The organism is Rufibacter psychrotolerans, assembly GCF_016924645.1.
GTDB lineage: Bacteria > Bacteroidota > Bacteroidia > Cytophagales > Hymenobacteraceae > Nibribacter > Nibribacter psychrotolerans.
The window spans coordinates 19,425-44,515 of the sequence record NZ_JAFFJV010000006.1 but is presented as its reverse complement, the minus strand read 5'-3'; the positions used below and the strand labels follow the sequence as shown (position 1 = coordinate 44,515).

Genomic DNA, 25,091 nt, shown 5'->3' with positions numbered 1-25,091 from the left:
AGCAGAAGCAGTATATTGGCAGACCGACAAACTCCCCTTATGAAACACTTGTTCCCCCTGTTGGTGCTTGGGCTTTTAGGCCAGGCAGCCACCGCACAAAATACCCCGGTCCGGAAACCTGTCTCCACCAAAGCCGTTGCCGCCCCGGCCACCGACTCCATCAAAGTGGACTACGTGCGCACCGAACCTAACGCCGACCTCTGGCTCCTGCCCGGCGACCGCCTGAATGTGCGGGTAAAGACCAGCCCCGGGCTGAAAGTAAGCCTCTGGAACCAGCACCCGCTGCAGGAACTGCCTGCCGGGCAGAACAAAGGCGAGGCCGGCCTGTACGTGGGCTCCTACATTGTGCAACCCGGCGACAAGTTGCCGCACCAATCCCTGCAGGTCTTGGTAGACGACACCACCACGGCGCTGGCTCCCGCTACCCACGCCAGCACCACTCAACTTACCATCCTTAACCCGGCCCAGCCCCTCTACGGCCTTACCCAGGGCAACATGCCGTACATGAACTATGGCCTGGGTACCGACCGGCTGGGCGGCGCCAAAATAGGCTACCTTGATTCTCTGGTGCGCGTGCAGATCACCGGCAAAGTGGGCCGCGACTACCGTATCAGGCTGTCCAATACCCTAAACGCCTACATTCCGGTGCAACAGGTAAAACTGGAAGGCCCCAACACCTTTACCGGCGAAAGCCTCACCAGCTCCTGGACCGTGAGTGGCGAAGATGCCAACGGCAAGTATGACTTTGTGCGGGTAGCGGTGGGCCAGCGCCTGCCCTTTACCTCTTACATGGACGTAGACCCCGCCCGCATTGTGGTGGACGTGTACGGGGCCGTGTCCAACACCAACTGGATGACCATTCACCGCTCGCTGCGCGAAGTCAGGAACGTGCAGTACCAGCAGGTTGCCTCAGACGTGTACCGCGTGATCATTGACCTCAAGCATCCGCAGCCGTGGGGCTACAGCGTAGGTTACCAGGGCAACACGTTGGTAGTGAAAGTAAAGCGCCAACCCGAGAAACTGAAACTGAAGCACCTCACCATCGCCGTAGACGCCGGCCACGGCGGCACCAACGTGGGCACCAAGGGCAAGACCGGCATTCCGGAAAAGGAAATCACCCTGCAAATTGCCAAGTTGCTGCAAAAGGAACTGCAGCAGAAAAACGTGAACGTGGTCATGACCCGCGAGGCCGATGTGACGCTGGACAACTCAGAGCGCATCCGGCGGTTGAAGGAGGCGCAACCAGACCTGCTGGTGAGCATCCACGTGAACTCCTCGGGCCGGGCCGAAGTACAGGGCACCAGTACCTATTACCGCCACGTGGCGTTCAGGCCACTCTCCCAGGCCCTGTACGAGGAAGTCCTGAAGCTGGACCTGAAGGAGTTTGGCAACATTGGCGGCTTCAACTTTGCCCTGAACGCCCCCACCGAGTACCCCAACGCGCTGGTAGAAACCGCCTTCGCCTCCAACCCCGAAGACGAGCAGAAACTCATCAACCCCGCCTTTCAGGAAGACATGGCCAGGCAGATCAGAAAAGGAATTGAGCGCTTCCTGAAGGAAACCAGAAAACGCCGAGACTAGCCGGTTCTCTGTACGCGAGCCTCCCTCCTCGTTTTAGGCCTGAAAAGCGCAAAACGCCTCAAGAACGGCCAGTTACTGCCACTTTCCATTGCGGCAGGAACTGGCCGTTCTTCGCTTCAAACCAGTTCCAAACCTCTCGCCTTGCTAGTGGGAGCCCCTCGGGCAACAGCCCTTGTAACCAGCGCGTTGCAGCCAAGATTCAGTAAACTACTATATATAGATTATCGTATAGAAGGAAACTCGGTCCAGGAAGTACCTGGGAAGGAGTTGTCCAACTATATGGTATACTTATGGCTGTTTTGAAAGAGTTCAAGGAGTTTGCCATGCGTGGCAATGTGGTAGATTTAGCGGTTGGGGTGGTGATTGGCGCCGCCTTCGGGAATATTGTCACCTCTCTGGTGAATGACATTATCATGCCTCCCCTGGGCCTTGTGGTGGGCGGCAATCATTTCAAAGACCTCAAGTTGGTCTTGCGTGAGAACGTGCTGGGGGCAGACGGCAAGGTGGCCGATGTTACCCTCAACTACGGAGCATTCTTGCAGAACGTCTTTGACTTCCTGATTGTGGCCCTGGCCATCTTTGCGGTGGTGAAGCTCATTAATAAGCTGAAGCGCAAAAAGGCCGAGGCTCCTGAGGTACCGCCGGCTCCTACCAAGGAAGAAGTGCTGCTCACCGAGATCAGAGACGCCCTGCGGAGCCGCAACGTGTAGCCTCCTGGTTTCGCTCTCATTTCCTGAAAACCCGCCTAAAACAGAAAAGCCACCCCATGGGGTGGCTTTTGCGGTCTGTTTCTGTCTTTGAAACTAATTGCTCTCTTTTTTGTCTTTGATGGCCAACTGCCCGCAGGCGGCGTCAATGTCTTTGCCCCGGCTGCGGCGCACGTTCACCTGCACGCCTCGGTCTGCCAGGTAGCGCATGAAGGGCTCCAGGCGGTCATCCTCTGACTTCTGGAACAACCCGCCTTCAATGGGATTGTACTCAATGATGTTTACCTTGCAGGGGATAATCTTGGAGAACTGTAGCAGTTCCTGCGCATCCTCGGGGTTGTCATTGAAGTGGCTGAGCAAGATGTACTCATAGGTCACCTTGCGGCCGGTTTTCTGGTGGTAGTACACCAGCGCCTCTTTCAATGCCGCCAACGAGTTGGTCTCGTTGATGGGCATGATCTCGTTGCGTTTGGTGTCATTGGCAGCGTGCAAGCTCAGGGCCAGGTTGGCTTTGATGCCGTCATCGGCCATTTTCTTGATCATCTTGGCGATACCGGCAGTACTTACCGTAATGCGGCGGGCGGCCATGTTCAGGCCATCGGGCGCGGTGATGCGCTCAATAGACTTCATCACGTTGGCGTAGTTCAGCAACGGCTCGCCCATGCCCATGTACACGATGTTGGTCAGCGCCCTGCCATAATGCTGCTCGGCCTGTTCCTTGATGCGCACTACCTGGTCATAGATCTCATCGGCGTTGAGGTTGCGGATGCGGTCCATCTTGCCGGTGGCGCAGAAAGAGCACGTCAACGAGCAACCCACCTGGCTGGAAACGCAGGCGGTCATGCGCTTTGGGTGCGGGATGAGCACGCCTTCTACGATGTTGCCGTCATACAGCCGAAACGTTGATTTTATGGTGTAGTCATCGCTGCGTTGGCTGGTGTTCACTTCCACGCTGTTGATGGTGAAGGAACGCTCCAGTTTCTCGCGCAGCGGCAGACTGATGTTGTTCATCTCTGAAAATGAGGTAGCCGTCAGTTTCCAGATCCACTCGTAGACCTGTTTGGCGCGGAACGGCTTCTCCCCGTTTTCCGTCATCCAGGCCTTTAGTTGGTCCAAAGACAGTTTCCGGATGTCCTGCCGGTTCAGAATGGCTATATCTGGGATCAATGTGGTACTCATACTACAAAGGTACAAATAATCTTACGCTTTAGTTTCCAGCCGCTCCAGTGCTTCCGGCGGAATGGTCTGCAATTTCCGGGCGCGGTAATCAAAGCAGAGCATGCCGGTTTTGGCGTGGGCTATTTCCTTGCCGTTTTGGGTAGAAAGGCGGTAAACCAGGTCAAAGCCGTACTTGCTGAACTCGGTGGGTTGCACCTGCACGGTGAGCACATCGCCGTAGAAGCCTTCGCCTTTGTAGACAATGCCCACGTCACTCATAATCAGCCCGGCCCCGGCAAAGTCCATTTCTGAATAGCCGTGCTGGTTGAGGAACCTGACCCGGGCTTCGTGCAAGAGACTCAGCAGAGCGTCGTTGCCCAAGTGGTTGCCGTAGTTCAGGTCGGTGATCCGGATGGGCAGTTCGGTCTGGAAAGAGAATTGGTCGGGGAGGTCTATTTTGATGCGGGCCACTTTACAATTGGGAATTAGAATTGAGAATCTAGGTAACAAAGATAAAGAGGCGGAGGGGTTTGGGGGCGTTTTGAGCCTGTTTTTCAGGAAAGGCCCTAAAAACGTAGCCCCGGCTCTTAGACAAGGCCGGGGCTACGTTTTTAGAATGAAGCGCGGTTTTCTTACAGCTTCACTATTTTTTGGGTGCGTACCCCTGCTTTGGAGTGCAGTTTTAAGATGTACGTACCGGCGGGTAGGGAAGAGATATCTACGGCTTCGCCCTCCAGCGCTTTGGTAAGCGTGGTGTTGAACACGGTCTGCCCGGCAAGGCTTACTACTTCTACTGAGGCTCCTGCGGCTTTCTCCAGTTTCACGGTGAATTTACCAGAAACCGGGTTAGGGTACACCAGGCCTGCCAGTTGGTTCAACTCCTCTTTGGAGGAAAGCACATTCTGGTAGTTGCTGTACACCCAGCGCTCAAAGTTCTGATACGTCCCTTTGGTAGGGCTGTCTTCATCATTATCAAAGCTCTGGCTGATGGTCTGGGTTAAATCACCGTTGCTGGCATAAGTATGGGTAGACTTGTGCCCCAAATCAATTTCCCACCGGTTGTTTCTCCAGCTTTCCTCTTCTGTAAGAGTAGTGTTACCATGCTGGTCATTTACTACACGGTAGCGGTAATCATTTACCCAGGCGTTGTTCTCCCACTCCTCGCCAATCTCGGTGTACCCGCCATTTTCCTGAAACGTAGTGCTGAATCTGCTTTCACTTACCCAAGCGCCGTTCTGCCATTCCTGTTCAGTGGCGCCTGCCAGGTACCAGTTCAGCCAATTTCCCTGGTCTGTATTGGGTGCATCATGCCATACCAGGTTGATTTCCCGATCTGTGTTCACCCAGGCGTTTCCGCTCCACTCCTGCTCAGTGACCGCAGTGGGGCGGGTGCTTCCGTTGGCATACTCAATCATGGTTTTGTCTGTATTTACCCAAACGTTCCCTTCTTTCTCTGACTCCACAATCTCAATAGGGTTACCAGCCGAGTTGTAGGTGTACACTTCTTTGGTAGTTCTGCGCTCCCCGTTCCATACCTCTTCGTACACGGTCTCAGTGATTCGGTTGTTCACGTAGGTGTAGGTCGTGTTGTATTCAGAAAAGAGGAGCCACCGGCCGTCTTCCCAGTAGTATTGCGCCCACCGGGTCTCATTGTTGTGGTCATCATACTCGCTCACTATCCGGGAGAAGTTGCTGTTACTGGCCTCAGTAACGGCATCTTCCACCAAGATTCCGGCCCCGTTGTAAGTGTAGGTGTGGTTGTAGGCCAATTGCCAGCTGTTGGAAGGGACATCCCAGTAGGAGTGCTGGGCATTGCGGGGCCTTCTTGCGGTCTCGCCGTCGCGCAGGATTTGCGGGCCTCGGTTAGCCAGCACCTGCCGAAGGTTCCTGGCAGTAACCCCGGCTTTTCTGGCCTTGGCCTCAGGGGCATTGTGGCGTTTGCCCTGCGCCATGCTGGTTAAGGCTAACCCCAGAAAGAGTAAGCCCAGCACCAGGGCTTTGTGCCAGGTATTTTCCTTTTGTTTCTTGTGGTAGTAGTTGTTTGCCATAGAGTATAAGTAAGGGGTTGTTTCTTGTTTTTAAATAATTTAGGGGAACTACAAAGCTAACCCTTTTCCAAGGAGAGGTACAATACCTAGTTTTATGTATAATCTTTACCCATCAATATAGGATAATAAAATTATTTATCAAATCCGGGCCTCGGCTCAATCTGTTCTGTTTCACCTGTTTGGGGGAGCCCAGCCGTTTGCCTCAGGAAAATTATTCCTGCACCAGACCTGGCGCGCGCGAAGGGCCCTTAGAAAGGATTGCCTACCTTTGCGCCCTGTTCACACCACCACACCCATGACCATACCCGCCCTGCAAAAAGGAGATACCGTAGGCATTGTTTGCCTGGCCCGTAAAGTAAGCCTGGAGGAGATTGAAGCCGGCGTTGCCCTGCTGGAAGCCTGGGGTTTACGCGTGGTGCTGGGCCAGAGCGTGGGCGCGCAGGACGGCTACCTGGGCGGCCCCGACCCGCTGAGGACCACCGATTTCCAGCAGATGCTGGACAACCCCCAGATCAAGGCCATTTTCTCGGCTAGGGGAGGCTACGGCACCACCCGCATCCTGGACCAGATTAATTTCAGCGGTTTCCTGAAGAACCCTAAGTGGGTGGTGGGCTTCAGTGATGTGACGGCCCTGCTCTGCCATCTGCACCGGCAGGGCGTGGAAAGCATCCATGGCACCATGCCGCTGCTCATGAACCAACCCGGCTCTGCCGAGGCAGACGAGTCGCTGCGCAAAATCCTCTTTGGCGAGGACCAGTCCTACTCCCTGCCGCCCCATGCGCTGAACGTGCCCGGCCAGGCCACGGGCCCGTTGGTAGGGGGCAACCTCATTCTGCTGGACACCATCACCGGCACCGCCTCAGACCCAGACTATACCGGCAAGATCCTGTTCCTGGAAGACGTGGGCGAGTACTACTACAACATTGACCGGGTCTTGGTGCACCAGCGTCGCCTGGGAAGGCTGGAAAAACTGGCCGGCCTGGTAGTGGGCCAGTTCTCTGACATGAACGACACGGCCGTGCCCTTCGGGAAAGATGTACACCAGATCATTCTGGAGCACTGCGGCGGTTACGGGTACCCCATCTGCTTTGATTTCCCGGTGGGCCATGTGCCCCTGAACCTGGCGCTGGTGGTAGGCCGCCAGGCCACGCTGCAGGTCTCCCCGGCGGGTGTTTCCCTGGCGTACACTCAATCTCCTGCCTAAGCTACTTCCAAGAGATAAAAAGAAAAGGGCCGTTTCCCGGCTCTTTCCCGGAAAACGGCCCTGAAACAGGGATGCTGCGCCCTATTGCTCGTGCATGACCACGTGCAGCACCGTCTGGCCAACGGCTTTGAGGGTGTTGCGGTCAATGATGTCCATGTTATCGGTGTGCCGGTGGTGGTACGGTCCGAAGAACCCATCGGGGCTGGTGGGGTCATACGCCACAATGTCAATCATGCGGATGTTGGCGTGCTGGATCACGTAGGTATGGTCATCAGTAATGCCCGGGCTCTCCTGAAACGGGAAGTAGTCTGAATATCCAATCTGGTTGGCCGTGCGCCATACTTTCTCCACCACATCGCCGGCATAGGTACGGCTGGTCTCTTCCTGCGCAAACCGGGCCCCCTTGGCCCCCACCATGTCCAGCAGAATGCCGTAATGCGCGGTGTAGCCTTTGGGCATGAGGTTCTTGCCCCAGTACTGCGAGCCCAGGCACCACGTGTCGGGGATGTACTCCCCGGCGTTGTCGGGCTGGCCGTAGTCTTCGCCGTCAAACAGCATCAGGTCTACGCCCAGGTTCTGCGCCAGCGGATTCGCCTGCAGTTGCCGCGCAATCTCCAGCAGCACGGCCACACCGCTGGCCCCGTCATTGGCCCCGTCAATGGGTTTGGTGGGGTTAGCGGGGTCTTTGTCGGCCAGGTGGCGGGTGTCCCAGTGGGCGGCCAGCAAGATCCGCTTGTTGGCGGCCGGGTTGTACTGCGCCATGATGTTGCGCAGTTCAAGGGTGGTTCCGTTATAGGCCTTGGCCGTGAAAGGCTGCACCAGCACGTTGGCTCCGTACCCCTTCAGGGTACTGATGAGGTAGTCGCCGCAGGCCCGGTGCGCCGGCGTGTTGGGCACTCTGGGGCCGAAAGCCACCTGTTTGGCCACAAACTGGTACGCCGAGTCGGCGTTGAAGGCCGGCACGGTTACGTTGGCGGCTGGGGCGGCAGGTTGCTCTGTGGCGGTGGCCGTTTCGGGGTTCTTTTTCTTGTCGCAGGCCGGAAAGCCGGCGGCCAGTAGCAGGCCCAAGGCCAGAACTTTCATGTTATTCTTCATAAGCCCAGTCAATGCCGGTTTTCATGTCTTTGATCACAATGCCCTGCCCTTTGAGCTGGGCCCTGATCACGTCTACCCTGGCGTAATCTTTGGTTTCTTTGGCCTCTTTGTAAAAGCCCAGCACCACGTTCAGCAGCTCCTGGGCATCGGCGGTTTGCTCTACTTTGAGGCCCAGCACGTCTAACACCAGGGCGCGGTACTGGGTGCGCATCTGCTCAAAGGTCTCCTCAGAGATGGTCTCCAGCTTGAAGCCGCCGGTGTGCATGCTGTTGATTTTCTTGAGCAGGTTGAACAGCGCGGCAATGGATTTGGCGGTGTTCAGGTCATCGTTCAAGGGCACAAACAGCTCGGCGGTCAGCTTCTTGATCTCCTCCTCGGCTTTCGCGTCTACCGCATCCGTTCCGGCGGGGTAGTTCAACTGGTCCAGGATGCGCAGGCCGTTCATCACCTTGAGGTAGCCTTTACGCGCGGCCTGCAAGCCTTCATTGCTGAAGTCCAGGGTGCTGCGGTAGTGGGCCTGCAGAATGAAGAAGCGCACCGTCATGGGCGAATACGCCTGCTGCAGCGCCTCGTGGGTACCTGTAAAGAACTCGCCCAGCGTGATAAAATTGCCCAGCGACTTGCCCATCTTCTTGCCGTTGATGGTGATGAGGTTGTTGTGCACCCAGAAACGCGCCGCATCGGTGTGGTTGTGGCTGGCCTGGCTCTGCGCAATCTCGCACTCGTGGTGCGGGAACATCAGGTCCAGTCCGCCTCCGTGGATGTCAAACTGCTTGCCCAGGTACTTGCGGCTCATGGCCGAGCACTCCAGATGCCAGCCCGGGAATCCTTCTGACCACGGCGAGGGCCAGCGCATGATGTGCGTGGGCGAGGCCTTCTTCCACAGCGCGAAATCCAGGGGCGAGCGTTTCTCTTCCTGTCCTTCCAGGTTGTCGCGGGTGTTGGACAGCAAATCCTCAATCACGCGGCCCGACAGCTTGCCGTAGTTGTGCTGCTGGTTGTAGGCCGGCACATCAAAATAGATAGACCCGTTGGACTCATACGCCAGGCCGTTTTCCAGAATCTCCTTGATCATCTCTATCTGCTCAATGATGTGGCCCGAGGCGCGGGGCTCAATATCAGGCGGCAGCACATTGAGGCGGGCCATGTCCTGGTGGAAGCTATTGGTATACTTCTCCACCACTTCCATAGGCTCTAACTGCGCGGCTTTGGCTAGTTTCTGGATTTTATCTTCGCCTGAGTCGGCATCATTCTGCAGGTGGCCCACATCGGTGATGTTGCGTACATACCGCACGTTATAGCCCAGGTACTGCAGGTAGCGGCGCATCACGTCAAAGGTGATGTACGGCCGGGCGTGGCCCAGGTGGGCATCGCCGTACACGGTAGGTCCGCAGACGTATAAGCCTACAAAGGGGCTGTGCAGGGGCACGAACTGTTCTTTGGTGCGGGTGAGGGTATTATATAAAGACAATGGGTGGTTCATGCGGCAAAATTATAAAACTTACTGGTACTTCTTGTACTGGCAATAAGTTCGCCCGGCGAAGTAGTTTTTCTTTCTTGCTCCGGAAGTTGTTGCGTTTGGCGGCTGTTTTCTGGAAAACTGCTTTAAATCCCGAGGTACATTTTTGGGGTTTGCTTTGCGGATGCTGGCATTGGTGCTGATTTGCTTTGTGGATGCTGGTTTGCTTTTGCTGGCGTTTCTGCCGCTTGTCTATGGACTTATGAATTTCTGTGCTTTCGCTGGCGTGGGGCCGTTTGTCTATGGATTTGTGGGCGGCTCATTGCATAGCTGGCCTCCGTGCGCTCACGGCCGCGGGGCCCCGTCTTCCGCCTTCGCGCTGTGCTCTCTCGCCTGGCCCTCAGGCCTGCCGCATGCGCGGCACCGGGTCGAGCGCTAGGCGCTCAAGCGAAAGACTGAAATTGGGGAAAGAGCTAGAAGCAGTGACGGTGCTGGGAGAATTGCAATGCTTGTCAGCAAGGCGTACTCCCCTCCTGGGAGGGGCAGGGGTGGGTTCACATTCCTTATGGTTCAAGTCTGTGACTTGGACCTATCATTGGGCAAGTCTGTGACTTGCGTGTGATGAAGACCACGAACCAGTTTTAAGGCTGTTTTCAAGAAAAAGGCCCAAAAACCGCAAGAGGTGGCTTTTACTCGTCTGGGGTTGAAGAAGAGGGCAGCACGTAGGTGGCTTCCAGGGGGAAATGGTCGGTGAACTGGATTTGGGGGAGCACGTCAAACCGGAGCAGTTGCAGGCGCTCGCTGTAAAACTGGTTGTCAATGCGGATGGGGAGTTTGCCGTTGTAGGTGACCCCGAAGCCCCGGCCCCCTTCCTCAAAGGCGTTGAGCAGCTCGCCCCGGAGTTGCTGGTAGGTGTAGGAACTGGGCAGGTCGTTGAGGTCACCGCAGAGCAGCACCGGATAGGCGCTTTCCCTGATGTGCGCCAGGAGCCGCTTTACCTGGTGGCTGCGGGCAATGAAGCCGCCCTTCAGGCGGCGGGCAATGGTGCGGCCCTTGGTTTTCAACCCAGCCTCGCTCTGCACCGCTTCCTCCATGTCTTTCTGCTCAATGGCCATTGACTCCAGGTGCATGTTGTAGACCCGCAGCGTGTCTTTGGAGGGCAGCTTTACATCCACAAAGATGACCTGGTTTTTGGTGGGCGAGTCAAAGGCCACGCGGCCCTTGTGCACAATAGGAAAACGGGAAAAAATAGCCAGCCCGAACTCGGCGCCAATGCTGTTGGTGAGCGCCTTGCCCACGTAAATCTGGCGCTTCTGCTCCTTGCCCACCCGCTGGCGGCTGTCCCAGGTTTTGTCGCCTTTCTCGTTGTAGAACTCCTGCAGGCAAAGAATGTCGGCGGGGTGCTCGGCTACCCATTGCATTTCGGCTTCGGGTAGGTTTGGGTCATCGGCGTGCAGGTGCTTGTACACGTTGAACACGCGCACGTTGTAGCTCAGGACCCTGATGCGCTGCTCCTCGGGCTCGGGGTCTGCGTCTGGGGTGTTGAGCGTGAAGTAGCGGGTGTGCTGGTTCCAGAAAACAATGATCAGCAACAGCGGCCCCAGGGCCCACACCGGGCGTTGCCACAGCCAGAGCAGCAGCAGGATTGCGTTCATCAGCAGCGCCCCCGGCAAAGACATGGCCACAAAGCCGGCGGGCCAGAACGCATGGGGCGGCACGTACTGGCAGGCCACTCCCAGCAGGAGCCAAAGCGTGGACAACGACGTGAGAAAAGACAGAAACTTCCGGAGCACGAAGAAAAAAATTAAACGCAGAAGTAAACCTACGCAAAAAACCGCAGGCTGCTGCAAAAACGTAGGTTATTGCTCTTTTAAAGCCATTTTACCAGAAAGGACCCAAAACAGAACCGTCTGGCACACCCGGGTTTTAAAATACCAGGCGGGCTGGCCCGTTTTAAACTTGCTCCAATGTGCCAAGTAATTGGAAATTATACCCTAATTTTACACTCTTAACACCTTATTAGTAGAACTATGTTGTTATCCAGCTTATTATTTATCGGCAACTTAGGAACCGGCGAAATCATCGCCCTTTTGGTGATCGTGCTGCTGTTGTTCGGCGCCAAGCGTATTCCAGACCTGGCCCGCGGCCTGGGCAGAGGCATTCGCGAGTTCAAAGACGCCACCAAAGAGATCAAGAACGACATTGAGAATGCCTCCAATGATGACCGGTATTCCAATAACCAGAACAGAAACAATTATAACAACGGCCCTGGCTACAACCAACCCGGGAACGGTTATAACAATAACAATTACAACAACGGCAACGCGCCTTACAACAACGCGCCCAACGCCAACCCCAACCCAACTACTCCTAACAACCCCAACGTTTAATACATGCGCTATACATCCCTTGACGCTATCCGCGAGGAGATAGGCCGAGGCGCACTCTCTTGCCGCCAACTGGTGGAGCACTACCTGCAGAACATTGCCGCCAAACGCCACCTCAACGCGTTTCTGGAAGTGTTTGAAGAGGAAGCCCTTCGGCAAGCCGAAGAAGTGGATGCCAAACTACAAGCCGGTACCGCCGGCAAACTGGCCGGAATGGTGATTGGCATCAAAGACGTGCTGGCCTATGAGGGCCACGCGCTGCAGGCATCCAGCCAAATCCTGAACGGTTTCAAATCCCTGTACACCGCCACCGCCGTGCAGCGCCTGCTGGCCCAGGACGCCATTATCATTGGCCGCCAGAACTGCGACGAGTTTGCCATGGGTGGCTCCAACGAGAATTCCGCTTTTGGTCCGGCCCTCAATGAAATAGACAACACCCGCGTGCCGGGTGGCTCGTCGGGCGGTTCTGCCGTGGCCGTACAGGCCGATCTTTGCCTGGCCTCCATTGGCTCAGACACTGGTGGTTCCGTGCGCCAGCCCGCGGCCTATTGCGGAGTGATCGGCGTAAAACCCACCTATTCGCGCATTTCGCGCTACGGCCTCATCGCCTATGCCTCTTCCTTTGACCAGATTGGCGTGATCACGCAAAGCGTGGAAGACGCCGCTCTGCTGCTGGAAGTAATGGCCGGGGCCGATGAGTTTGACAGCACCGTGAGCCAGCGCCCAGTTCCTGCCTACAGCCAGAACCTGGCGTTTGACCGTCCCGTCCGCATTGGGTTCATCCGCGACTCTTTTGAGAGCCCGGGCCTGAACCAGGAGGTGAAGGCCGCCGTGCAGGGCGTGCTGGATGGGCTGCAGGCCCAGGGCCACACCGTTGAGGCCGTAGAGTTCCCGTTCCTGGACTACATTGTGCCTACCTACTACATTCTTACCACCGCCGAGGCCAGCTCTAACCTGGGCCGCTATGACGGCGTGCGGTACGGTTTCCGGAGCGAGAACGCCACCGACCTGGCCTCTATGTACAAGAAGACCCGGGCCGAGGGCTTTGGCAAGGAAGTGCAGCGCCGCATCCTGCTGGGCACCTTCGTGCTGAGCGCCGACTACTATGACGCTTATTACACCAAGGCACAGCAGGTACGCCGCCTGATCAAGGAGAAAACCGATGAGCTCCTGAGCCAATTTGATTTTCTGATCCTGCCTACCACCCCCACCACCGCTTTTAAGATTGGGGAAAATACCAAAGACCCGCTGGCCATGTACCTGGAGGATATTTACACGGTGCAGGCAAACCTGGCGGGCATTCCGGCTATCTCGTTACCCATTGGGCAAGACGCCGCAGGGCTCCCCATTGGGGTGCAGCTGATGACCAAAGCTTTTGGCGAAGAACAGCTACTGGCCTTCTCCAAACAACTGATGAACCATCAACCACAAGTAAACGCCTAATGCGCAAAACTACCCTTCTTACCGGCCTTGTACTTACATTGGGCCTGGGCTCTGCGGCGCAGGCCCAGCAAACCACCCCACTGGCCCAGCCAGTGATGCAAGTAACAGACGCTACCAAGGTACTCGCAGACACCGTTGAGTTTATTCCGGTAGAAACCGATGAGCTCATTCAAGACCGCCTCAGCTGTCTGGAACAGGAGATACCGTTGGAGTTCAACAAGCAGGTAAGAGGGTTGATTGACTACTTCACCATCCGGAACCGTAAGTACACCCGGCGCGTGCTGGAGCGGCAGCCGCTGTACTTCCCCATGTTTGAGAAGTACCTGGCCAAGCACAACATGCCCGATGAACTGAAGTACCTGGCGGTGGTAGAGTCGGCGTTGCTGCCCAAGGCGGTTTCCTCGGCCAAGGCCGTTGGGTTGTGGCAGTTCATGGACTTCACCGGCCGCGATTTCCGCCTGGTGCAGAACCATTACCTGGATGAGCGCATGGACCCCGAGAAGTCTACCGAGGCGGCCTGCAAGTTCCTGAAGCAGCTGTACCGCATGTTCGGGAGCTGGGAGATGGCCTTGGCGGCCTATAACTGCGGTCCGGGCAACGTACGGAAAGCCATCACGCGCTCGGGCGGCAAAAAGACGTTTTGGGGCATTTATCCGTATTTGCCCAAAGAAACGCGCGCCTACGTGCCGTCCTTCACGGCCCTGGTGTACGCCATGAACCACGCCGCCGACCACAACATCCACCCGGCCAACCCGCAGTACCCCATCGCGGCAGACACCCTGCTCATCAGCCAGCCGGTAGACCTGAAACTGCTGGCCGTGCAACTGAACCTGGCCGAAGACGAGATCATCAACCTGAACCCGGCCCTCAAGCTCAAGCACATTCCGGAGAACGTGGCCAACTTCCCGCTGCGCATTCCGGCCATGGCCCGTCCTAGGCTGGAGGAAAACCGGCTGGCCATCCTGGACTCGGCCCGCTACAAGGCGCCGGCCAGGGTAAAACTGCCGGTATCGCAGTCCCCGGCCACCATGATGGCGAAAGCCGAAGTGGCGGCCCCCGACAGCTCGGTGAAAACTTTCTACACCGTACGCCGCAACGACAATCTTTCCAAGATTGCCAAGGAGCAGAACGTGACGGTAGAGCAACTCAAGGCCTGGAACAGGCTCTCGGGCAATACGCTCATGGCCAACCAGAAGCTGGTGGTGTTTAAGCCGGAGACCAAGGAGCCACAGGACTTGAAGCAGAAAGAAGCCCCGGCTACCGAGGCTACCCTGCTGGCCTCTGCCGAGGAAGCTACGGCCACCCACAAGGCAGCCGGCCCTAACGCCGAGAACCTGGCAAGGGAAAACGCCGCTACCGCTTCACTGGCATCGGCTAAAAAAGGCACCGCCAAGAAGGCCACCGTGGAGAAACCGCAGACCATTCACCAGGTACAGCCCGGCGATACGCTCTGGAACATTTCCAGACGCTACAACAACGTGAGCGTGGAGCAGCTCAGGAAAGCCAACAAGCTGAAAGGCGACGAACTGAAACCCGGCATGAAGCTGATTGTAGGCTAATGCGGGCATGAAACTTACCATAGCATCCTTGGCTTAGGCCCGGGATGCTTTTTGTTTTTCCGGTGTTTTCGCCACAACAGCCCTAAAACAGGGCAGCGTTTTGGGGCGCAGGTTGGCGAATGGGGAAAAACTTGGCAAACTTTGTACTTACAAACCGCCCGGCGGCAAGTGCCTGCGGGGCGGCAAACTAGTGTAGCATACAACACCTGAATAGAAGAACATGATTAAGATTAACAAGGAAGACGCGCTGAATTATCACAGCCAGGGACAACCGGGCAAGATAGAGGTGGTGCCCACCAAAATGGTAAGTACCCAGATGGACTTAGCGCTGGCGTATTCCCCAGGCGTGGCAGAGCCTTGTAAAGAGATTGCCGCCAACAAAGAAGACGTATACAAGTACACCGCCAAGGGCAACCTGGTGGGGGTAATCTCCAACGGAACCGCCGTGCTGGGCCTGGGCAACATAGGCCCCGAGGCCTCCAAGCCCGTGATGGAAGGGAAAGGCGTTTTGTTCAAGAAGTTCGCGGGCATTGACGTGTTTGACATTGAAATCGACTCCACCGACCCCGAGGAGTTCGTGAAGATTGTGAAGTCTTTGGAGCCCACGTTTGGCGGCATTAACCTGGAAGACATCAAAGCCCCTGAGAGCTTCAAAATTGAGAATGCCCTGCGCGAGCAGATGAACATCCCACTCATGCACGATGACCAGCACGGCACCGCCATTATCTCCAGCGCCGCCCTGCTCAATGGTCTGGAACTGGTAGGCAAAGACATCAGCAAGATCCAGATGGTGATCAACGGGGCCGGGGCCGCCGCCATCGCCTGTGCCAAGCTGTACCTGGAACTGGGTGTGAGCATTGACAACATTGTCATGTTTGACAAAGACGGCATCATTAACCCAGAGCGCAACGACCTGGACATTTACCGCGCCCAGTTTGTGACCACCCGCAAGATTACCACCCTGGCCGAGGCCATGGAAGGCGCCGACGTGTTTGTGGGCCTGAGCGCCGGCAACGTGCTGGCCCCCGAACTGGTGAAATTGATGGCCCCTAACCCCATCATCTTCGCGCTGGCCAACCCAGACCCCGAGATTGCCTACGAGACCGCCATGGCCACCCGCGACGATTTGATCATGGCCACCGGCCGCTCAGACCATCCTAACCAGGTGAACAACGTGCTGGGCTTCCCTTACATCTTCCGGGGTGCCCTGGACGTGCGGGCCACCGAGATCAACGAAGCCATGAAGCTGGCCGCCGTGTACGCCCTGGCCGACCTGGCCAAGGAAGGCGTTCCGGACATCGTGCACAAAGCGTACGGCGACAACACCATTGCTTTCGGGCGCACGTACCTCATCCCCAAGCCGCTGGACCCACGCCTGATCACCACCGTGAGCCCGGCCGTGGCCAAAGCCGCCATGGAGTCTGGCGTGGCGCGTCAGCCTATCACCAATTGGGAGCGCTACCATCAGGAGCTGCAGGCCCGTATTGGCATTGACCAGAAGCTGATGAACCGCATCCTGACCCAAGCCCGCAAAAACCCCAAGACCGTGGTGTTTGCCGAGGCCGACCACTACAAGATCCTGAAGGCGGCCCAGACCGTGCTGGAGCAGAAACTGGCCTACCCTATCCTGCTGGGTGAGCGCGCCCGCATCCAGGAAATGATTGCCGAGTACAACATGGACCTGACCGGCAGCGTGATCATTGACCCGCGGGAAGAGGATGCCAAGTGCGAGAAGTTTGCCCACCTGCTCTACGAGAAGCGCAAGCGCAAGGGCCTTACCCTGTTTGACTGCCGCAAGCTGGTGCGCAACCGCAACTACTTCGGCTGTATGATGGTGGAGACCGGCGAGGCCGATGCGCTCATCTCTGGTCTTACCCGCGAGTACTCCTCTACCATTAAACCGGCTCTGCACGTGATTGGCGTGGAAGAAGGAGTGAACAAGGTGGCGGGCATGTACATCATCCAGAACAAGAAGGAGCCTTACTTCTTCTCAGACACCACTGTAAACCTGCAGCCTACCGCCGAAGAGTTGGTAGACATCATTGGCCTCACGGCCCGTTACGTGCGGTTCTTTGACCGTGAGCCCCGCATGGCGGTGCTGTCTTACTCCAACTTCGGGTCCAGCTCCGGGCAGGTACCTACCAAGACCCGCGAGGCCACCCGCCTGGCCAAGCTGCGCTACCCAGACCTGCTCATTGACGGCGAGATGCAGGCCAACACCGCCTTGAACCCAGAGTTGCTGCGCGAGCACTATCCATTCAGCGAGCTGGCCAAAGACGGGGCCAACACCCTTATTTTCCCGGGGCTGGCGGCCGGTAACATGGCGTACAAACTTTTGCAGGAAATTGGCGGGGCCGAGGCCATTGGCCCTATCCTGATGGGCATGCGCAAACCGGTGCATATCTTGCAGTTAGGCTCGTCGGTGCGGGAGATCATCAACATGGTGGCCATTGCCGTGGTAGATGCCCAGACCTGTAAGGCCAAACTCTAGCCGGTAAGGCTGCGTAGTGGGCTGCATGACCCACGCAGCGTCCAATTTTTTCCTTACCATCTTTCTATTCTGTTTTAAGCCTATTTTCCTGGGAAAAGGCTTAAAACAGAATTTTTACTTATATTATTAACCTGTTTTCACCCTTTATTCCGCTGGTCACATGATCGCATATTTAGACGGCCGCCTGGCCCAGAAAGACCCCACTTTTGTGATTATAGACGTGGGGGGCGTGGGCTATGAGCTTCGGATTTCGCTGAACACGTACGGCCAACTGCCCGAGGGAGAGCGCTGCCGCCTGTACACGCACCTGCACATCAAGGAAGATGCGCACACGCTGTACGGGTTTGCCACCCCCGCTGAGAAAAGCGCTTTTCTGCATTTGATTTCCATTTCGGGCGTGGGCCCCAACACCGGGCTCATGATTCTTTCTTCTTTGACCGTGCAGGAGGTGCAGCAGGCCATTGTGCGCGAAGACGTGCGCACCATTCAGCAGGTGAAGGGCATTGGGGCCAAAACGGCCCAGCGGATTATACTGGAGCTGCGCGATAAATTCCGGAAAGGCCTGGGCGCCGACTCCGTAAATGTGTCATTCGGCACACACAATACCTCCCGGGAGGAGGCGTTATCTGCTTTGGTGACATTAGGTTTTGCGAAGAATGTAGCCGAGAAAACCTTAGATACGATCATCAAGCGGGAGGGCACAGGCCTGACCGTGGAAGAAATGATTAAGTTCGCTTTGAAGTCATCTTAAGTAACTTCCCCATTATTTGTGTTTTACAAACGAAAGCCTCACATTCTAGCAGCCACAGTAGGGTTGGTGTCGTTGATGGCTTGGCTTACCCAAGCCGAGCCCAGTAATTTTTCCATGGCTGGGGTGCACACCGCTGCCATGGCGTTGCCTGAAGAAGAGACCCAGGACACAATCAAGAACCAGGGGTACATTCCCTCCAGACGCCCCAAGCTGATCTTTGATGACCGGCGGGGCGATCCTTTCTCTAACCGCACCACGTTGTCGCCGCTCATTCTGCCGCTGCCCAAAAACGTGGAGCTGGAGGTGGTGCCCGATGACAGTTTAAAGCGTTTCCAGATCACGGAGCAGATTGGCGGGTATGATTACCGCGATCCCAGCACCATGACCTTTGAGGAGTACTCCCGCTACCAGCAGCAAAAAGCCATCAGGGACTACTGGCGCACCAAATCGGCCAGCCTGGACGAGCAGAACCCCGCCGCACCCAGTCGCCGCCTGGTGCCTACCATTGACATAGGCGGCCGCACCTTTGACCGCCTGTTCGGGGGCAACACCATTGACATCAGGCCCAACGGTCTGGCCACCCTTAAGTTTGGGGCACTCTTCAACAAGAACGAGAACCCGGCCATTCCGCTGCGCCAGCAGAGCATTGGCGACTTTGAGTTTGACCAGAGCATCGCCCTCAACATTGACGGCCGCATTGGCGAGAAAATGCGCATCACCGCCAACTGGGACACCAAGGCCAACTTTGACTTTGAGAACAACCTCAAGCTGGAGTACACCGGCTACCCAGAGGAAATCATCCAGAAGATTGAGGCCGGTAACGTAAGCCTTCCGCTCAACAACTCGCTTATCCAGGGCGGGCAGAACCTGTTTGGTCTCAAGGCCCAGTTACAGCTAGGGAAACTCTCGGTGACGGCTATTGCCGCCAATCAGCGCGGGAGCATTGACGCGGTAGACATCCAGAATGGGGCCCAGAACCGCCACTTTGAGATCCGCGCCGATGAGTATGACCGTGACCGCCACTTCTTCCTGGCCCAGTTCTTCCGCGACCGGTATGATCAGGCCCTGCGCAGCCTGCCGCTGGTAAATTCCGGCATTGTGGTGCGCCGCCTGGAAGTGTACATCACCAATGACAACCGCTCCACGCAGAACCTCAGAAACGTGGTGGCCCTCATGGATTTGGGCGAGCCCAATCCTTACCGCTCTCAGTTCAGTAACAACTTACCAGCGGGCGCCGGGGCGGGCAACGGGCAGAACAACCTCTACGGCCGGCTCCAGGTCCGGAACAACACGCAGGTAGACAATTTCCTGGAAGGCCTGGGCCTGCAGAAAACCGTTGACTTTGAGCACGTGCGCGCCCGCCGCCTGGATCAGACCGAGTACAAGTTCAACCCGCAGTTGGGGTACATCTCGCTCAATGCCGCCCTGTTGCCGGAGCAGGTGTTGGGCGTGGCGTTTGAGTACACCCTCAATGGCCGCACCTACAAAGTGGGCGAACTGCAGGAAGACTACCAGAACGTGCCCGAAGACCAGGTAATCTTCCTGAAGCTGCTCAGGGCCACCAACCCGGCCTTGAACCTGCCTACCTGGGACCTGATGATGAAGAACGTCTACGCCCTCAACGCCAACCAGATTGAGCGCCAGAACTTTCAACTGAATCTGGTGTACAAAGACGATGCTACGGGCGGCGACCTCACCAGCTTCCAGGACGAGTCCAGACTGAAAGGGATTCCCTTGATTCAGGTGTTCAACCTGGACAACGTGAACACCAATAATGACCCGCCGCGCGACGGTAACTTTGACTTCCTCTCCGGCATTACCATTGACCCCGAGACCGGCCGCATTTACTTCCCGCAGGTAGAGCCGTTTGGGTCGTACCTGCGCTCCAGGTTCACGCCGGGGTCTGAGGACCAGTACATCAACAAATATATTTTCCAGGAACTGTATGACTCCATTGTGACCGATGCGCAGCAGTTCTCGCAGAAAAACAAATACTTCATCCAGGGCCGCTACCAGGCTTCCAGCACCGATGAGATTACCCTGCCCGGCATCCGGATTGCCGAAGGCTCCGTAGCGGTGTACTCCGGCGGAACCCGCCTGGTAGAAGGGCAGGATTATCAGGTGTTCTATGACCTCGGCCGCGTGAAGATCCTGAACCCGGCTTACCTCAATACCGCCAGCAACCTGCGCATCACCTACGAGAAAGCCGACATCCTAAGCGTACAGCCCCGCACCTTGCTGGGCGCGCGCTTTGACTACAAGGTAGACAATGACCTTATTCTGGGGGCCACAGTCCTGCACCAGGGCGAGCGGCCGTTCATCCAGCGGGTGAACATTGGCGATGAGCCCAGCAACAACACCATTTACGGCTTTGACGTCAACTACCGCCGCGACTCCCGGCTCCTCACCCGCCTCACCGACAAGCTTCCGTTCCTGCAGACCAAGGAAACGTCTACCATCACCCTGGGAGCTGAGGTAGCGCAGCTGGTGCCGCAGAAGACCAAGTTTGAGGGCGAAGACGGGGTGTCGTACATAGATGACTTTGAGAACGCCAAAACGCCTTACTCCCTGGGCGGCTTTAACACCAACGCCTGGCGTTTAGCGGCCACGCCTGCGCCCCTGGCCAACGGTACCACCGGCCTGGCCAACGCCTACAACCGGGCAAAACTGGCTTGGTACACCATTGACCAGATATACTACACCGCCAACAACCTGCGCCCGGGCAACATCTCCCGGGAAGAGCTGGAGAACCATTACGTACGCGGGGTCCAGCGGCGCGAAATCTTCCCCAACCGTGACCCGGAGACCAACAACACCTTTGAGTACACGTTTGACCTGGCCTACTACCCCAGGGAGCGGGGCCAGTACAACTACAACCCCAACATCAACAATGACGGGCGCTTCCTCAACAATGACCCGCGCAGCAACTGGGCGGGTATTAGCCGGGAGATTTCCTTTGACAACAACTTTGATAACGCCAACATTGAGTACCTGGAGTTCTGGATGCTGGACCCCTTCATCAAAGGGCAGCGCGGCCGGGGGGTAATCACCGGGCTGGATGATGCCCAAAACAGCCAGGACGAGAACGGGAGGCTGGTTTTCAACCTGGGGAATATCTCTGAAGACCTGCTCAAAGACCAGCGCTACCAGTTTGAGAACGGCCTGCCCACCGACGGCAACCTGCAGGCCACTGAGCCTACCGCGTGGGGCCGCGTGACCCGCAACCAGTTCCTGACCGATGCCTTTGACAGCGAGCCCGGCTCCCGCCAATTCCAGGACATAGGCTTGGACGGCTTGAACGACAGCGATGAGCGCGCTTTCTTCCAGGGCATCTACAGCACTCTGGCCGACCCTTCGGCCGATAACTTCCGCCACCACCTGGACGGCGCGTATGACGCTGACAACGTAGGCGTGCTGGGCCGCTACAAGAACTTCAACGGCATGGAAGGCAATTCGCCGGTGAACAGCAATCTTTCTTCCAACGCCTTCCCAGACAAAGAAGACCTGAATAAAGACAACGTCATCAGTGATACTGAGCAGTACTACGAGTACGGCATTGACCTGCGCCCCAGCCGCCTGAACGTGGGAGACAACTACATTGTAGACAAAGTTGACTCTGTAGACGCCAACGGCAACCGGGTGAGTTGGTACCAGTTCCGGATTCCGGTAAGAAAGCCCACCGGCAACGTGAACAACATGCAGGGCTTTAAATCCATCCGGTTCATGCGGATGTACATGACCCAGTTTGCGCAGCCGGTGGTGTTACGCTTCGTGCAGATGCAGTTTGTGTCTAACCAGTGGCGTACGTACAATTCCATCCTGTCTAACGGGGCTCCTTGCGTGGGCGACTGCGACTCAGACGCCAGCTCATTTGAGGTGTCCTCGGTGAGCATTGAGGAAAACGGGGAGGTAGACGCGGGCACCATTCCGTACGTGGTGCCGCCGGGAGTGGAACGCCAGCGCGACTACTCCTCGGCCAACAACCGCCGCCAGAACGAGCAGTCCTTGCAGCTGTGCGTGGAGAACCTGAGGGACTCGTTCAGCAAAGCGGTGTACAAGAACGTGTCGCAGGACATGCTTATCTACAAGCGCCTGAAAATGTACATCCACGCCCAGAGCGCCAGCGGTACCCAGGATAATGAGGTGAACGCCTTCATCAGAATAGGGACCGACTTTACCCAGAACTACTATGAGTTCTCCATTCCGCTGAAGATGACGCCGCCGGGCAGCCGTGACCCGTACCAAATCTGGAACGAGCAGAACTTCATTGACGTGGCCTTTGACGAGTTTGTGCGCCTGAAGTCAAGACGGAACCAGGCCAACTGGCCCCTGAACCAGGTTTTCTCCGAAGCCCGCGAAGACGGCAAAGTATTCCGGGTGATTGGTAACCCAGACTTCAGTGACGTGCAAAGCCTGATGCTGGGTCTGGAGAACCCGGCCACCCCGGACAAAGCGTCGCATTCGGTATGTATGTGGGCCAACGAGCTGCGCGTGTCAGACTTTGACCGCACTGCTGGCTGGGCCGCTACGGCGCGGGCCAACGTGAAACTGGCCGACTTCGCCAACATCACGGCCACCGGCTCTTACACCACCGTAGGCTTTGGTGGCATTCAGCAGCGCGCCTCGCAGCGGGCCCGTGAAACCACCGGCCAGTTTGACATTACCGCCAACGTGGCCGCCGAGAAGCTGCTGCCGGCAAAGCTGGGGCTGGTGATTCCGTTGTCGGTGCAGTATGGGACCACCATCAGTGAGCCGCGCTTTGACCCACTGGACCGCGATACCGAGCTGGACCTCTCGCTGGAGAAATTTGAGGAAGGCACGGAACGCGACAATTACCGCAAGGAAGTCGTCAGTCAGACCACCACCAAGAGCGTGAACCTGCTCAACGTGCGCAAAGAGAAAACAGATCCAGAGGCAAAGAGCCGCCTGTATGACATAGAGAACCTGTCGTTCTCCTATGCCTACACAGAGGTGCTGCACACCGACATCTCTACCGACCGGAACTACTCCAAGACGTACAACGGGGGCATTGCCTATAACTACAACAACACGCCCAAGAGCTATACGCCGTTTGCCGAGGTGAAAGCCTTCCAGTCGCCGTACCTGCGGTGGCTAAAGGACTTCAACTTCTCGCTGGCGCCTAGCCGCATCTCGGTGCGGGCAGACCTGGACCGCCGGTACAATGAAACGTTCCTGCAGGGCCGTACCTCGCCGTACAGCCTGCCAGACACCGCCGGTTTCCTGCCTACTTTCCAGAAATCGTTCTTCTTCAACCGCATCTATGACGTGAAGTGGGACCTGACCAAGAGCCTTTCCCTGGACTATACCGCCACCAACCGGGCAGTGGTAGACGAGCCGAACGGACGTATTAACGAGGAAGTAGACTCCCTGCGCTGGAAGAACGACGAGATCTGGCACAACCTGCGCCGCTTTGGCCGTAACACCAACTTTAACCAGGTCATTGCTTTCACCTACCGCCTGCCGCTGGATAAATTCCCGCTCACCGACTGGGTTTCTGCCGATGCGCGCTACCAGGCGGGCTTTACCTGGACCTCGGCCTCTACCGCCCTTAGCCGCAACGACACGCTGCAGTTGGGAAACACTATTGAGAACAGCACCGAAACCAGCGTGAGCGGTAAATTGGATCTGGTACGCCTCTACAACAAGGTGAAATTCCTGAAAGCCGCCAATGAGGCCTCGCCGCAACCAAGCGTACGGCAGCAGCCCATCAGGGCCAACGGGCAAGTGGCCGCAGATACCACCCAACAGCGGGAGATGAAGGTTTTGAAAGGCATCCTGCGGGCCCTGATGTCGGCCAGGTCAGTGAACTTTACCTATGCCCGCACCGAAGGCACCTTGCTGCCCGGCTTCCTGCCCACGGCCCAGAACTTCGGGCTAGCCGATGGCTTTGGCGCTCCGGGGCTGGACTTTGTGTTAGGCAAGCAGTATGAACTACATGATCTCTTTGACCGGGCTAACCGCGAGGGCTGGTATACTGATAGCAGCCAGTACCTGAACACGCCGCTCAGCTCACTGAAGTCGGTGAACCTCACGGCCCGCGCCACCATAGAGCCCTTCCGCAACTTCATCATCACCCTGGACGGGGCCATGAACAAGTCTGAGATTGACGAGGTGTTCTACCGCCGGGACTCGGCCCTGGTGGTGCAGCGGCAAAACCCGTTCACCACGGGCTCTTACCGGATTTCCTTCATCTCGGTGAAAACCATGTTTGAATCGGGCTCGGGCAACAGCTCGGCGGCGTTTGAGAACTTCATCCGCAACCGGGCGGCCATTGCCGACCGGTTGAACGCCGCCAACTCGGGCCCCGGGGTGTACGCGCTGAACTCCCAGGATGTGTTAATTCCGGCGTTCCTGCACGCGTACCAGGGCAAGGACGTGAACGGGTTCAAAGCCAAGCCCACCAAGCCGTTTGATGCCATTCCGCTGCCTAACTGGAACGTGGTCTACAACGGGTTGTCTACGCTGCCGTTCTTCCAGCAGTACTTCAGCTCGTTTACCCTGAACCACGCCTACCAGTCTACGTACACGGTGGCCAACTTCAGCACGGCGCTGGACTACAGCTTTGAGCCGCAGGGCTTCCCAGACCGGGCTAACGAGCAGGGCGAGGTGATCCCGTACTACATTGTGAGCCAGGTGGCCATCACTGAGAGCATGTCGCCGCTCATCGGGATCAACTTCCGCACCAAGGGGCAGATCACCGGCCGCCTGGAGTACAAGACCCAGCGCAACCTGCTGCTGAACATGACCAACGCACAGGTAACCGAGAACGGCATCAAAGACATTGTGGTTGGTTTGGGCTACAGCGCCACCAACTTTAAGCTGCCGTTCAAGATTGGGGGCAAGCGTACGCTGGAGAACGAACTGACCATGCGCCTTGACTTCACCATCCGGGACAATGAAACCATTCAGCGCACTATAGCGGTAGACACCAACGGCAACGAGTACCAGAACAACCTGACCACCGCGGGTGCCTTGCAGGTGCAGATCAGGCCTACCATTGACTACGTGGTGAGCCAGCGCCTGAACCTGCAGTTCTATTACACCCAGAACATCAATGACCCCAAGGTGGCCAACGCGTTCCGGAACACCGTTACCGAGGGCGGGGTGCAGCTGCGGTTCAGTTTATCTGACTAGCGCTTGTAACACCAACCAAAAAGAATGTATTTTTGAACAAATTTTAACCTAAT

At 56.9% G+C, this 25,091-nt stretch carries 15 protein-coding genes; 9 read left to right on the top strand and 6 right to left on the bottom strand.

Annotation, left to right across the window (positions count from 1 at the left end; genetic code table 11):
* The first annotated feature begins 39 nt into the window (after positions 1-39).
* Both JT718_RS07045 and mscL read left to right on the top strand, forming a co-directional pair.
* Entirely contained in the window at positions 40-1,581 is a 1,542-nt protein-coding gene (locus JT718_RS07045) for an N-acetylmuramoyl-L-alanine amidase (RefSeq protein ID WP_205501535.1), read from the top strand.
* A gap of 290 nt (positions 1,582-1,871) precedes the next feature.
* Positions 1,872-2,291 carry a large-conductance mechanosensitive channel protein MscL gene (gene mscL / locus JT718_RS07040; RefSeq protein ID WP_205501534.1) on the top strand — a complete coding sequence of 140 codons (420 nt, stop codon included), beginning with the start codon at positions 1,872-1,874 and terminating at the stop codon, positions 2,289-2,291.
* Positions 2,292-2,384: 93 nt separating this feature from the next.
* Here mscL and rlmN read toward each other — a convergent pair whose 3' ends face one another.
* From rlmN to JT718_RS07025, 3 genes are all read right to left on the bottom strand, one after another.
* Positions 2,385-3,467 (bottom strand): dual-specificity RNA methyltransferase RlmN, encoded by a 1,083-nt coding sequence (gene rlmN, locus JT718_RS07035; RefSeq protein WP_205501533.1) that lies wholly within the window; start codon positions 3,465-3,467, stop codon positions 2,385-2,387.
* 21 nt (positions 3,468-3,488) lie between these two features.
* Positions 3,489-3,917 (bottom strand): acyl-CoA thioesterase, encoded by a 429-nt coding sequence (locus tag JT718_RS07030; RefSeq protein ID WP_205501532.1) that lies wholly within the window; start codon positions 3,915-3,917, stop codon positions 3,489-3,491.
* A 161-nt stretch (positions 3,918-4,078) separates the two neighbouring features.
* Positions 4,079-5,494: a T9SS type A sorting domain-containing protein gene (locus JT718_RS07025; RefSeq protein ID WP_205501531.1), complete on the bottom strand. Its 1,416-nt coding sequence runs from the start codon at positions 5,492-5,494 to the stop codon at positions 4,079-4,081.
* A 295-nt stretch (positions 5,495-5,789) separates the two neighbouring features.
* On the opposite strand from JT718_RS07025, the gene JT718_RS07020 reads away from it, so the two are divergent.
* The gene (locus JT718_RS07020) at positions 5,790-6,698 is read left to right on the top strand and encodes a S66 peptidase family protein (RefSeq protein WP_205501530.1); all 909 of its coding nucleotides are present in this window, start codon (positions 5,790-5,792) and stop codon (positions 6,696-6,698) included.
* Positions 6,699-6,779: 81 nt separating this feature from the next.
* Here JT718_RS07020 and JT718_RS07015 read toward each other — a convergent pair whose 3' ends face one another.
* The 3 genes from JT718_RS07015 to JT718_RS07005 form a co-directional block, all read right to left on the bottom strand.
* Positions 6,780-7,793, bottom strand: coding sequence for a M28 family peptidase (locus JT718_RS07015; RefSeq protein WP_205501529.1), 1,014 nt, complete (start codon positions 7,791-7,793; stop codon positions 6,780-6,782).
* Positions 7,783-9,276 (bottom strand): cysteine--tRNA ligase, encoded by a 1,494-nt coding sequence (gene cysS / locus JT718_RS07010; protein WP_205501528.1) that lies wholly within the window; start codon positions 9,274-9,276, stop codon positions 7,783-7,785. The genes JT718_RS07015 and cysS overlap by 11 nt, the downstream gene beginning before the upstream one ends.
* Before the next feature lie 665 nt (positions 9,277-9,941).
* Entirely contained in the window at positions 9,942-11,045 is a 1,104-nt protein-coding gene (locus tag JT718_RS07005; RefSeq protein WP_205501527.1) for an endonuclease/exonuclease/phosphatase family protein, read from the bottom strand.
* Positions 11,046-11,282: 237 nt separating this feature from the next.
* On the opposite strand from JT718_RS07005, the gene JT718_RS20710 reads away from it, so the two are divergent.
* From JT718_RS20710 to sov, 6 genes are all read left to right on the top strand, one after another.
* Positions 11,283-11,642, top strand: coding sequence for a Sec-independent protein translocase subunit TatA/TatB (locus tag JT718_RS20710; RefSeq protein ID WP_205501526.1), 360 nt, complete (start codon positions 11,283-11,285; stop codon positions 11,640-11,642).
* 3 nt (positions 11,643-11,645) lie between these two features.
* Complete coding sequence (gatA, locus tag JT718_RS06995; protein ID WP_205501525.1) at positions 11,646-13,082, top strand: Asp-tRNA(Asn)/Glu-tRNA(Gln) amidotransferase subunit GatA; 1,437 nt, start codon at positions 11,646-11,648, stop codon at positions 13,080-13,082.
* Positions 13,082-14,641 carry a lytic transglycosylase domain-containing protein gene (locus JT718_RS06990; protein ID WP_205501524.1) on the top strand — a complete coding sequence of 520 codons (1,560 nt, stop codon included), beginning with the start codon at positions 13,082-13,084 and terminating at the stop codon, positions 14,639-14,641. Before gatA ends, JT718_RS06990 begins: the two co-directional genes overlap by 1 nt.
* A gap of 220 nt (positions 14,642-14,861) precedes the next feature.
* Positions 14,862-17,132, top strand: coding sequence for an NADP-dependent malic enzyme (locus JT718_RS06985; RefSeq protein ID WP_205501523.1), 2,271 nt, complete (start codon positions 14,862-14,864; stop codon positions 17,130-17,132).
* A 160-nt stretch (positions 17,133-17,292) separates the two neighbouring features.
* Positions 17,293-17,883, top strand: a complete 591-nt coding sequence (gene ruvA, locus JT718_RS06980; RefSeq protein WP_205501522.1) for a Holliday junction branch migration protein RuvA — start codon at positions 17,293-17,295, stop codon at positions 17,881-17,883.
* Between the two features lie 75 nt (positions 17,884-17,958).
* Positions 17,959-25,038 (top strand): T9SS outer membrane translocon Sov/SprA, encoded by a 7,080-nt coding sequence (gene sov / locus JT718_RS06975; protein ID WP_205501521.1) that lies wholly within the window; start codon positions 17,959-17,961, stop codon positions 25,036-25,038.
* Positions 25,039-25,091 lie beyond the last annotated feature (53 nt).